The organism is Streptomyces sp. CB02959 (assembly GCF_002803155.1).
Lineage (GTDB): Bacteria > Actinomycetota > Actinomycetes > Streptomycetales > Streptomycetaceae > Streptomyces.
The window spans coordinates 191,178-203,013 of record NZ_NNBP01000011.1; the positions used below are offsets into that span (position 1 = coordinate 191,178).

At 73.5% G+C, this 11,836-nt stretch carries 8 protein-coding genes and 1 pseudogene; 4 read left to right on the top strand and 5 right to left on the bottom strand.

All coding sequences use genetic code 11. The features are described 5' to 3' along the window. Positions 1–90 precede the first annotated feature (90 nt). Positions 91–471, bottom strand: coding sequence for a hypothetical protein (locus tag CG747_RS19700; RefSeq protein ID WP_100603074.1), 381 nt, complete (start codon positions 469–471; stop codon positions 91–93). Positions 472–803: 332 nt separating this feature from the next. Here CG747_RS19700 and CG747_RS19705 point away from each other — a divergent pair, with 332 nt between their 5' ends. The 4 genes from CG747_RS19705 to CG747_RS19720 all read left to right on the top strand — a co-directional run bounded on the left by CG747_RS19705 (position 804) and on the right by CG747_RS19720 (position 7,553). Next, positions 804–3,137 carry an ArnT family glycosyltransferase gene (locus CG747_RS19705; protein ID WP_374701791.1) on the top strand — a complete coding sequence of 778 codons (2,334 nt, stop codon included), beginning with the start codon at positions 804–806 and terminating at the stop codon, positions 3,135–3,137. A 225-nt stretch (positions 3,138–3,362) separates the two neighbouring features. After that, the gene (locus CG747_RS19710; RefSeq protein WP_257980534.1) at positions 3,363–6,242 is read left to right on the top strand and encodes an ATP-binding protein; all 2,880 of its coding nucleotides are present in this window, start codon (positions 3,363–3,365) and stop codon (positions 6,240–6,242) included. Positions 6,243–6,332: 90 nt separating this feature from the next. Continuing rightward, positions 6,333–6,602 carry a hypothetical protein gene (locus tag CG747_RS19715; RefSeq protein WP_100603076.1) on the top strand — a complete coding sequence of 90 codons (270 nt, stop codon included), beginning with the start codon at positions 6,333–6,335 and terminating at the stop codon, positions 6,600–6,602. 9 nt (positions 6,603–6,611) lie between these two features. Next, positions 6,612–7,553 (top strand): NAD-dependent epimerase/dehydratase family protein, encoded by a 942-nt coding sequence (locus CG747_RS19720; RefSeq protein WP_100603077.1) that lies wholly within the window; start codon positions 6,612–6,614, stop codon positions 7,551–7,553. A 40-nt stretch (positions 7,554–7,593) separates the two neighbouring features. Here the strand turns inward: CG747_RS19720 and CG747_RS19725 are convergent, their stop codons facing one another. The 4 genes and pseudogenes from CG747_RS19725 to CG747_RS19740 form a co-directional block, all read right to left on the bottom strand. Further along, entirely contained in the window at positions 7,594–8,640 is a 1,047-nt protein-coding gene (locus CG747_RS19725; RefSeq protein WP_100603078.1) for a methyltransferase, read from the bottom strand. Between the two features lie 457 nt (positions 8,641–9,097). Continuing rightward, positions 9,098–9,283 (bottom strand): annotated as a pseudogene (locus CG747_RS19730) (RraA family protein); the annotation flags it as partial. A gap of 57 nt (positions 9,284–9,340) precedes the next feature. Further along, positions 9,341–11,023 carry a multicopper oxidase family protein gene (locus tag CG747_RS19735; protein ID WP_100603079.1) on the bottom strand — a complete coding sequence of 561 codons (1,683 nt, stop codon included), beginning with the start codon at positions 11,021–11,023 and terminating at the stop codon, positions 9,341–9,343. Positions 11,024–11,127: 104 nt separating this feature from the next. Beyond that, a complete protein-coding gene (locus tag CG747_RS19740; protein ID WP_100603080.1) occupies positions 11,128–11,607 on the bottom strand; it encodes a hypothetical protein in 480 nt (159 codons plus the stop codon). Positions 11,608–11,836: the final 229 nt, after the last annotated feature.

Here is an 11,836-nt window from a genome sequence, read left to right on the forward strand (position 1 = left end):
GGGGGCGGGGGTGGGGGTGGGTGGGCGTAGAGCGGGAGTGCCCGGCGGAAGGGGGAACGTAGGGGTGGGAGGGGTCCGTTGAGCCGTCCGTCAGAGGTTGGGGCTCTTGAGGCGGCCGACCGCCTGGCTCTCCGTCTGGGCTTCCGTGAGGTGTCGCTGCATCAACGAGTCGTTGAACTCTTCGTCGGCCTCGTGGTTCTTCGCCATGTTGGTCAACCCGCCGCCGATTTCCTGGAGCTTGTTGGCCAGGTGCCCCATGGATTCGTACATTCCGTCCCGCAGGCCCTCGTAGACGATGCCGAACTTCTCGCCCAGGTCGTCGTCCCCCCAGGGGGGTGTGTCCGTGCCCTCCAGGGAGGTCAGCGCACTCTCCAGCTTGTCGACAAGGCTCTGGTAGTCCTTGCCGATCTGGTCGAAGTCGCTGCCGCCCGTGCGTAGTGACGGCACGTCAGCCTTGAAGCTGTCTCCCACCGAGTTCCCTACATCTCTCGCGTGAATGTGACTGCGCGCCACAATGGTGATGGAAAGTTTAATCACTTGAGCTGGACAAACCTCAAGAATGTCTTTGCAACAGCTTTGTTGCAGAGCCTGCGGGGCGCTGGACCGGGTAGCGGCTTGCGCCCGTGCCGATGGTGTGCTCTCGCGCTGCCCGACTCGTCCATCCCGCCCGGGTCCGTCCCCGCCTTCTCCGTTCCGGCGGCACGATCTGAACGTCCGCTGAACAATCGGCGGCCGGTGGATCCCCGGCACCCCTCCGGTCATCTGGCACACCGACCGGTGAGTTCCACCAGGGAGGATGGTCCATGGCCAGCAGCACTTCAGCGGGGAGCGTGTCCGCGGGGGAGCACACGTCCTCAGCGGGAGACGCACCCTCGACGGGTGCGCCGACCGCGCCGACGAGCGTGACCGCGCCGACGAACATGACTTCGGCGGCGGACACGCCCTCGGCTGCACACACACCGAACGGGCGGTCGGGCATCGGCCGGCTGCTCACACGCGGCAAGGCGGCGCGGCAGGACGCGGCGCCCCGGCCGGTGTACGCCCGCCTCGCGCTGCCGGCGATCCTCGTCCTGGCGGCGGTGCTGTTCGCCTGGGACATCCAGCACAGCGCGTTCCACGCGTTCTACGCGGAGACCGCGCGCAGCATGTCGGAGAGCTGGCACGGCTTCCTCTTCGGCTCCTTCGACCCCGGCAGCTCGATCACCATCGACAAGCTGCCGGGCTTCCTCTGGCCACAGGCGCTCTCCGTGCGGATCTTCGGTTTCCACCCGTGGGCACTGACCTTGCCCCAGGTGATCGAGGGCGTGCTCAGCGTCGCGGTCCTGTACCGCGCGGTCCGTCGCTGGGCGGGTGAGCAGGCAGCCCTGCTGGCGGCCGGCGCCTTCACACTCACCCCGGCCATCGCCGGGCTGTTCCGTACCCAGGTCGAGGACCCGGCGTTCACCCTCTGCGTCCTGCTGGCCGCCGACGCCACGCTGCGCGCGGCACGCCTGGCCCGGCTGCGCCCGCTGCTGGCGGCCGGTGTCTGGGTGGGGCTGAGCTTCCAGGCCAAGATGCTGGAGGCGTGGGCGGTACTCCCGGCGCTCGGCCTGCTGTACCTGCTCTCGGCCCCGACGGCGCTCCGGCGGCGGCTGGCGCACCTGTCCGTGGCGGGCGCGGTGTGCGTGGCGGTGTCGGCGTCGTGGGTGCTGCTGGTGACGTTCACCCCGGCCAAGGACCGCCCGTACGTCGACGGTACGACCAACAACTCCGCGATCAGCCAGGTGGTCGGCTACAACTTCCTCAACCGTTTCTCCAGTCTCGACGTCAGCGCCAAGGACACCGGAAGCGTCGCCGTGTCGACCATGGCCGGTACCGCCCCGGCCCCGCCCACCGGCCATTCCCGGCCCACCGCCGCACAGTGGGCCAAGATGTTCGCGCCGTCGCTGGTCTCGCAGATCGGCTGGCTGTACCCGGCCGCGGCGCTCGCCGCGGTGTGCGGACTGGTGTGGCGGCGCGGCCGGCCGCGGACGGATCCGCTGCGGGCCGGCTTCGTGCTGTGGGCGGTGTGGCTGGCCACGTACTTCCTGGTGTTCAGCGCCGGGGCGATCGGCGGCCATACGTACTACCTGGGGGTGGTGGCCGTTCCGCTGGCAGCGCTGTTCGGCGCCGGGACGGTGCAGTTCTGGCGTGCCTGGCTGCGCGGTGGGCGGGCCCGGGCGTGGGCGCTGCCGACGGTCGTGGGCGGCACGGTGGTCTGGTCGGCGGCGGTCGCGGAACTGTTCCCGACCTTCCTGCCGTGGTCGGCGCCGGTCGCGGTCACCCTGGGAGTGGGCGCACTGGTGCTGCTGGCCTGTGCCCGCCCGGGACTCCGCCGTCGCTCGCCGTTCCGCAACCTTTCGCCGTTCCGCAACCCCTCGGCATCCCGCAACCCCTCGCCATCCCGCGACCGGTCGGCCTCCGGAGCCGACGGTGCTGCGGTGCGGCGGCGGACCGCCGTGTTGGGGCTGGTCACGGGCCTCGTGGCGATGCTGCTGCCGTCCGCTGCCTGGGCGTCGTCGGTCCTCGATCCGACGTACGGCCACTCCGGCATGGGCTCGACCGGACCGGTGGCCCTACGGCATCGCCAGGCAGCCCACCGGAGCGCCGCCCCCAAGCCTGCCGCCGCACACCCCGGCCGTACGGACGCCCCGGCCACTCACCAGCCACGTCATCCCGACGACACGACGTCCGACAAGACCCCCGGGAAGTCCGCTGCGAAGCGCTCGGCGGAGTCCTCCGAGAAGACTTCTGAGAAGTCCTCCGAGACCTCGCTCAGCCCCGCCCAGCAGTGGATCCTCGACTACACCCGGTCCCACCGGGGCGGTGCCCGGTTCCTCTTCGCCACCACCAGCTGGCGCACCGCTTCCCCCTACATCCTCCACGCCGGAGCCGCGGTGCTCCCCATGGGCGGCTTCACCGGCACCGCGCCCACGCCGACCGCCTCCGCGTTCCGCCGGCTCGTCGCCACCGGCCGGCTGCGCTACGTCGTACTCGGTGGTCCGGCGACCGGCCCCGGCCGCGCCATCGGCCCGTGGGTACGCGCCCACTGCGACCGCGTGCCGGGCCAGGAGTACCGGCTCTACCAGTGCTCGCCGGAGTCCGCCGCGCCGCGGTAGACCGAGGCCGACCGGCGGGTGTCGTCCGCGGCCGGCCCGTTCCGCCGCACCGGCGGGTCAGGGTTGCGTCAACGTCCGTGCGGTGCGGTCCGGTTCGTGATGGTGGGCGGTGACGATGCTCGCAGGGCTCGGAGGAGGAGTTCGCGCGCCGGCCGGCGACAGACCGCGGGGAAACGTTCCGCGCGGTGCCGTCCGGCGCGCCGTGGTGTGGAAGGGGAGCACGTCATGGGGTGGGGCAGCGAGGGGACCGCGGCGGTGGACCGGGCGCGTCCCGGCAGGCTCAAGGTCTTCCTCGGGGCCGCCCCCGGTGTCGGCAAGACCTACCGGATGCTGGACGAGGGGCGGCGGCGGACCGCACGCGGCACGGACGTGGTGGTGGCGTTCGCCGAATGCCACGGTCGGCCGGTCACCGAGGCGATGCTCGACGGGCTGGCCGTGCTGCCCCGGGCGGTCCGCCGGCACCGGAGCACGGAATTCGCCGAACTCGACCTGGACCGGGTGCTGGAGCGGCGTCCGGAGGTGGTGCTCATCGACGAACTCGCGCACACCAACGCACCGGGCTGCCGGCACACCAAACGCTGGCAGGACATCGAGGAACTGCTCGCCGCCGGTATCGACGTGGTGGCCACCCTCAACATCCAGCACCTGGAATCGCTCACCGACGTCGTCGAGAAGATCACCGGGGTGCCGCAGTACGAGACGGTGCCCGACGCGGTGATCCGCCGCGCCCACCAGATCGAACTGGTCGATCTTCCGGCCGAGGGCCTGCGGCGGCGTATGGCGCACGGCAACATCTACCCGCCGGAGAAGGTCGACGCCGCGCTGTCGCACTACTTCCGGCTCGGCAACCTCAGTGCGCTGCGCGAGCTGGCGCTGCTGTGGGTCGCGGGCCGGGTGGACGAGGCGCTGCGCAAGTACCGGCACGAGCACCGGATCGGCCCGGTGTGGGCGACCCGCGAGCGGGTGGTGGTGGCGCTCACCGGGGGCCCGGAGGGCACGACCCTGATCCGCCGGGCAGCCCGGATCGTGCATCTGCCGCGCGCCCTCAACGCCGTGCGGGCCGGGGAGACCCCCCTCTCCACCGGTGATCTGCTGGCCGTGCACATCACCCGCAGCGACGGGCTGGCCGGCTCCTCGGCCGCCGCGCTGGCCGGGCAACGGCAGCTCACCGAGAGCCTCGGCGGCAGCTACCACGCCGTGGTCGGTGACGACGTCCCCGCCGCCCTGCTGGAATTCGCCCGCGCCCAGAACGCCACCCAACTCGTCATCGGCGCCAGCCGCCGCGGCAGACTGCGCCGGCTGCTGGCGCCGCGCGGCGTCGGGGAGACCGTCGTCGAACTCTCCGGCGGCATCGACGTCCACACGGTCGGCCACGAGTACGCCGGTCAGGGGCGCACCTGGATCGCCCCCGGCAGCGGTCTGCCGCGCCCCCGGCGGGTGGCCGGCCCGATCGCCGGCCTGGTGCTGCCCCTGCTGCTGACCCTCGTCCTGCGCGGCGTCTCGGGCCCGCTGTCGCTCAACCTCACCAGCGAGGCACTGCTCTTCCTGCTGACCGTGCTGGGCGTGGCCTGCATCGGCGGTGTGGTCTCCGCGCTGCTCGCCTCCGTGACGACCTCGCTGCTGCTGAACTACTACTTCCTCTCGCCCGTCGGCCAGTTCACCTTCGCCGAGGCCAACGTCGTGGTCGCCCAGGCCGCGTTCACCACCGTCGCGGTGACCGTCGCCGCCATCGTGGACCGCTCGCTGCGGCTGGGCCGGCGCGCCGCCCGGGCCACCGCGGAGGCCGAGACGCTGTCCTCGTTGGCCGGTGGCATCCTGCGCGGGGACGGAGCGGTGCCCGCCCTCCTGGAACGCACCCGGGAGACCTTCGGCATGGACCGCATCGAGCTGCGGCCGCGCGGGGGCGCGGGGGAGTCGTGGCCGTCCGCCGTGGCGCCGTCCGCCGGGGCGTCGGCGGTCACCGACGACGGGCGGGCGGTCGCGACCGGCGGGGGAGCCGCCATCGCCTTTGCCGTCAAGGGAGTTGCTCCCGCTCCGGCTGGCGCCGGCGGTCCGGGCGCCGACCACCGCACCGAGGTCGCGATAGGGGACGACAGTGTGCTGGTGCTGACCGGGCGCCGGCTGCCCGCCTCCGAGCACCGCGTGCTCACCGTTTTCGCCGCGCACCTGACGGCGGCCGTCGAGCGCGCCCGGCTCGCCGAGGCCGCCGCCGAGGTCGAAGCGGTCAGGGCGGGGAACCGGATGCGTACCGCGCTGCTGGCCGCGGTGGGCCACGACCTGCGCACCCCGCTCGCCGGCAGCTGGGCCGCGATCAGCTCCCTGCGCAGCCGCGACGTGGACTTCTCGGCCGAGGACCGCGAGGAACTCCTCGCCACCGCCGAGGAGTCGCTCGCCAAGCTCAGCCGCCTGGTCGACAACCTCCTGGACATGAGCAGACTCCAGGCCGGTGCGCTGACCCTGCATCTGGAGCCGGTGGCGCTGGCCGAGGTGCTGCCCGCCGCCCTGGACACCCTGCCCGGCTCACCCCCGCAGGCGCCCGGGCACGTCGTGCCCCAGGGGCTGGACACCGCCCCCGACGTGCTTGCGGACCCGCCGCTGCTGGAGCGCGTCATCGCCAACCTGGTGTCCAACGCGGTACGCCACTCGCCCGCCGGCCGCCCGGTCACCATCGGTGCCAGCGCGCTCGGCGGCCGGGTCGAACTGCGGATCACCGATCGTGGGCCGGGAATCCAACTCCCCGACCAGGAGCGGGTGTTCGAGCCGTTCCAGCGACTCGGCGACACCGACAACACCACCGGCCTCGGACTCGGCCTGGCGCTCTCCCGCGGCCTGACGGAGGCGATGGGTGGCACGCTCACCCCGGAGGAGACGCCCGGTGGCGGCCTCACCATGGTCGTCTCCCTGCCGGCGGCACCGCAGCCGCCCCTCCCGCCGACGCCGGCGGCCGAGGGGCGGACGGCACCGGTGCCGTCCGCAACCACCCTGTCGGCGCCGGTGGTTGTCGTGGCCGGACCGCCGGCGCCGGACGCCGGACCTGCCGGGCCCGTTCGGCCCGGGTCGGTCGCGGCAGCCCCGATCCGGCGGACCGCGGCGGGGGAGGACTGAGGTTCCCCGACACGCAGGGCCAAGGCGCCGGATGCGCCCTATCCTGAATGCGACGTCCGGGGTGAACATCCAGGAACGAGGGGGCGCGGCATGTGGTCGGGCAGGCACGACGATTACGTGGAGCAGACCGTACGGGCCGTCGTCGAAGAGGTCGCGCGCAGGCGCGCCGTCCAGCGCGCCAAGGCCGTGAAGTACAGCAGAGAGCTGGTGGCGGAGAGCCGCCGCATCGCCCAGGAGGACGAAGCCGCCGAGCTCGAACGCCGCGCGGTCCTCGGGCAGATGCCGCAGGCCGAGTACAAGTCCCGCGCGGCCGCCCTCGCGGAAGGCGTGGCGGCGGGCCGCAACCCGTTCGCGCGCTAGGGTGCGAACGTGAGTCTTCATGTCGTCATCGGATTCGGACCCGCCGGGGCGGCCACCGCCCGGCTGCTGGTCGAGCAGGGGCACTCGGTACGCGTCGTCACCACGTCGGGCCGCAGCCCGGAGCCCGGCATCGAGCACCTCGCCTGCGACGCGACCGACCGCGACCGGCTGAGCGAGATCGCGCGGGGCGCCGCCGCGCTCCACAGCTGTGCCGCACCGCCCTACCACCGCTGGGCCGTTGACTGGCCGCCGCTGGCCTCGTCGCTCTGCGCGGCGGCCGAGGCGACCGGCGCCGTCCTGGTCATGCTGGGCAACCTCTACGGCTACGGCCCGGTGGACGGTCCGCTGACCGAGGAGCTGCCGCTCGCCGCGACCGGCCCCAAGGGACGCGTCCGCGCCACCGTGTGGGACCAGGCGCGGCGCCTGCACGAACAGGGCCGTATCAAGGCCGTCGAGGTGCGGGCCTCGGACTTCTTCGGCCCCGGCGTGACCGACGGCGGGCACCTCGCCGCACAGGTCATGCCGCGTCTGCTGCGCGGCAAGCCGGTCTCCGCCCTCGGGGATCCGGACGCACCGCACAGCTGGAGCTACCTCCCCGACGTGGCCCGGGCCCTGGTCGAGGTCGCGGGTGAGGAACGCGCCTGGGGACGTGCCTGGCACGTCCCGACGGCGCCCGCGCTGTCCACCCGGGAGATGGTCGACCGCCTGGCCGCCCGGGCGGGCACGGGACGTGTCGCGGTGCGCAGGCTGCCGCCGGTCGCGCTGAGCCTCGCCGCGGTCTTCTCCCCGCTGATCCGCGAACTGAAGGAGATCCGCTACCAGTTCGACCGCCCGTTCGTGATCGACGCGAGCGCCTACGAGGCCGCCTTCGCCGTACGGGCCACCCCCCTGGACGAGCAGGTGCGGGCGACGGTGGACTGGTGGCGCGCGCAACCGGCCACCACCGCGTGACGTCGCGGCGGTGGAACGGTCGCCGTCCGCCGCACCGAGGTCAGGCCGCGACCGCCTCCACGATGGACGCGAAGGTGGGCGTGGGCAGGATCCTGGTGCGGCGCAGCCCGGCACGGGCGAAGAGGACGTCCAGGTCCTTCGGGCCGCGCTCCTTGCCGGTCACGATCGTCATCATCGCCACGTCCAGCGCCTTGCCCGGGTGCGGCGCGTTGCCCGGCGCGGGAACGGAGTCGACGACCAGGACCGTGCCGCCCGGGGCCAGGCCGCGCCGGCAGGCACTCAGGATGCGCACGGCCGCCTCGTCGTCCCAGTCGTGCAGGACGTGCTTGAGCACGTAGACGTCGCCGCCGTCCGGGACGGAGGCGAAGAAGTCGCCCGGCTCGGCCCGCCACCGCCCGGCGAGCGCCGACTCGCCCAGGACGTGGTCCGCCAACGCGGGCGCCTGGTCCAACAGCACTCCGGACAGCCCCGGGTGTCTCAACAGGACGCGCCGCAGCAGCCCGCCCCGCCCGCCGCCGACATCCACCACGGTGCCCCGGTCGGGGAACGGGTACGCGCCGGCCACCAGGTCGTCGAGCGGTTCGGAGAACGCCGCCATACCGGTGTCGAAGAGCTCCCGGGCGGCGGCGTCGCCCTGGAGGTACGCGAAGAACGGGGCCCCGAAGACCGTGGGGAAGCCCGGTGTGCCGGTCCGTACGGTGTGGTCGAGGGCCGACGACGAGCGGACGAAGATCTCGTCGGTGAACATCAGCACCGCGTCGCGCAGCGAGCCCGGCACCCCGGCGCGCAGGAACTGGGCGGCCGGAGTCAGGTGGAAGGCGCCGTTGCCGTCCTCGCGGAAGATCTCCCGCGAGGCGAGGTACCGCAGGCAGCGACGGAGGAAGGCGGCCTCGGTGCCGGTGAGTCGGGCGAGTTCGGCGGCGGTGCGGGGGCCGCCGGCCAGATGGTCGGCCAGGTGGTGGAGGGCGGCCGTCCGTAAGGCCGCTGAGTACAGATGTCCCAGCGACTGTTCGATCAGGTGCGCCGCTCCCGCATGTGCCGTGGCGTCGGTCAGGTCGGGCTTGTCGGTCGGGTTCGGGGTGTTCACCGTCAGCCTCCGGGCAGGTGGTCGGTGAGTCGGGCAGCTGCCCCCTCACTCTTGCCGCGCCCTTCCGCCCCCGGTACCGCCCACGTGCGGATCTCCGTCTCGGCCTTCCGGCCTAGGGCTGCCCGACCTGCCGGACCGGCTCCTCGACGGGAAACCGTGGGGTCGGGCGGCGGCAGCGTCCGGGAACGGCAGGACCGCCCCCGTCAGCAACGGGGATTCGAGGATGTCGCAGTGCGTGGCGCCCGGCAAGACTGCCGGTCGTGCCGTGCGACGGGTGCGGGCAGTACGGGCCACGAACGCCTCGCCCGGCCCGAGTTGGTGGGGCGGTGCGGGACGGACCGCGGGGCCGCCGGGTCCGCCGCTCGGCGCCGAAGTCCCGGCTGGCCCCTGACGTCCCGGCCGGTGCGCCCCGCCCCGGCAGCCGCCCCCGTTCCGGTCAGTCGTCGAACCCGCCGTGTCAGCCGTCGAATCCACCGTCCCGCAGGATCGCGTCGATACGGGTGCGATGCGCCTCCTCCCAGGCGTCGAGGGACTCGTCGGCCTCCTTGGCCAGTTTGGCCCGGGCGGCGTCGAGGACCTCCTCCTGCCGGTCCCGGGGTACGACGACGACGCCCTCCTCGTCCGCGACCACGATGTCCCCGGCGGACTTCGGTCGGTCGAGTGCCGGTGGGCGGCACGGAGACCCGTGCCGCCCACCAGGTCAGGCGTCGTAGCCGAGCAGCCCCATCATCCCGCTCTCGCCGTGGTAGGCGTTGTGGCAGTGGATCAGCCACCGGCCCGGGTTGTCCGCGTCGAAGTCGCAGGTGGCCGTCGAGCCCGGCAGGACGATGACGGTGTCCTTGCGGGGGCCGGTCGCGCCGAGTTGGGGCGTGTGCCCGTGCAGGTGCATCGGGTGCCACATGCCGGTGGCGTTGACGAACTGCAGGCGCACCCGTTGGCCGCTGCCGACGGTGAAGGGGTGGGCGGCCGCGTCGTTCATGTCGAACCGCCTGCCGTTGAGCGCCCAGTCGTACTTCGCCATACCGCCGGTCAGCTCGATGCGGTGGGTGACGTCCGGCTGACGGTCCTTCAGACGGACGCCCTCGGCGGCCCGCAGGGCGGTCGCGACCGGGATCCGGCCGTTGAGCTCCGCGGGCCGGACGGAGGCGGACGGGGCGCGGCCGGAGCCGGTGCGCACGAGGGCCAGCCCGGCCGCCCCCTTGCCCTCGGCCAGGGCGACGAATGGGAAGACGCCGTCGCCCAGCGTGACCAGTGCGTCGTACCGCTCACCGGGGCCGATCAGCAGGGCATCGGCCGGTTCGTGGACGATCGGACAGCCGTCGGTGTGGGTGACGGTGAGCCGGTGGCCGCCGAGGGCGACCCGGAAGGCGGTGTCGCCGCCGGCGTTGATGATCCGCAGCCGCAGGGTCCGGCCGGGCTTGCCCTGGTGGGTGGCGGGCGCGGCCGGGACGCGGCCGTTGATCAGGTAGTGCGGGTACTTCACGTCACCGGCGTCGCCGCCGAGGAGGGTGCTGGTCGCCCCCATCAGCATGAACGGATCATCCATGCCGGGCATTTCCTGCATTCCCTGCATTCCCTGCATCCCAGGCATGGAGTCCGCGCCCTGGGTGCCGCCTGTGCCTGACATGTCTCCCATGCCATCCATACCGCCCATGCTGCTCATTCCATCCATGCCGCCCGTGCCGCCGTGCGAGCCCCCCTTCCCGTCGTGCGGTGCGGAGCCGTGGTCCATGCCCCGTCGCAGGGCGGCGAGTGCCTGGTCCGGGGTGCCGGTGACGCCGTCGAGCCAGTCGTCGAGCACCACGACCCACTCGTCGTCGTACCGCAACGGCTCGTGCGGGTCCTCGACGATCAGCGGACCGTACAGACCGCGGTCCAACTGGACGCCGACGTGCGGATGGAACCAGTAGGTGCCGGGCGTATCGGTGACGAACCGGTAGGTGAAGGCGCCGCCGGGCGCCACGGCCCGCTGGGTGACGGGCGGGACGCCGTCCATGTCGTTGCGCAGGGCGAGACCGTGCCAGTGGACGGAGGTGCTCTGCGGCAGGTGGTTGGCGAGCTCGGCGACGAGGGTGTCGCCCGCGGTGAGCCGGAGTTCCCGGCCCGGCAGCCGACCGTCGAAGCTCCAGGTCCGGACCGTCTTCCCGCCGCCCAGGTCGACGGTGCCGGCGGTGGCGGTGAGCCGGAAGCGGCGTTCTCGGCCGGAGTGGTGCCGCTTCTTCTCGGTGGCTGCCACGGCCGCCCCGGACGGGCTGACCAGGGTGGGGCCGGAGCCGTGGGCGGCCGCCGAGCCCCCGGTGTCCGTGGAACAGGCCGCGAGCAGGCCGGAACCCGCCGCGCCCAGACCCGCCAGCAGGACGGAGCGTCGATTGAACGTGGTCATGGAGTTGTGTCCTTACGCAGGTGTGCCCGGCGCTCGGTGCGCGCGCCGCGGGGCGCGGCGCTCGTGCGCCGTGGGAAAGGGGACCGGGGAAGGGGGCGGTCGGCCTAGATGCGCAGGACGGAGAGGGCTGCCGGATCGGGTGGGGAAGGCCCGCCGGTCGGGCGCGGTCCGGGTGCGGAGGGCGCCGTGGCGTGTGCCGCGCGGGCGGTTCCGAGGAGCGGTGGCGGCGCCACGAAGTGCTCGGACCGGACGTCGTACGACGAACAGTGGGCGCCCGACGGGCAGGCGGCACCGCTGTCGCGGAGGTGATCGGCGCGGACGCCCTGCGACCGGCCGGGTCGTGTCTGGTCGGACTGGGCGTCACCGGGCTGGGCGTGACCGAGCCGGGTGTGACCGGATGGAGTGCGGCCGGACTGGGCGTGGCCGGAGGCGGTGAGGACGGACTGTACGGGCGCCATCGCGGGGAGGGGGCCGGGCAGTTCGTGGTGGGCGATCACCGCGATGATCAGCCAGAGGAGGGCGAGCAGTGCCGCCGGTCGCCGCCGCCCCGGCGCCGCCGTCCGCCTCCGGCGTCGCGTCCGCATGCGCATTTCCCTCCTCTCCGCCGCGTGGCCGAATCCGCCGCACGGCCGACGGGTCGCTTCGCGCCACTTCCCGTGTGCCGCCGCGGCCCGACCATACCCCCTGGGGCTATGAGGGCAGGGTGTCGGCCCCGACCGGAGGAGCCGAAGTCGAGGCGTGCGCCGCGCCACGACCCCGTCCGGAACCGCCCCGGCCCGCGGCTCGACGCAAGGATTCGGCCACTCTCCGCCG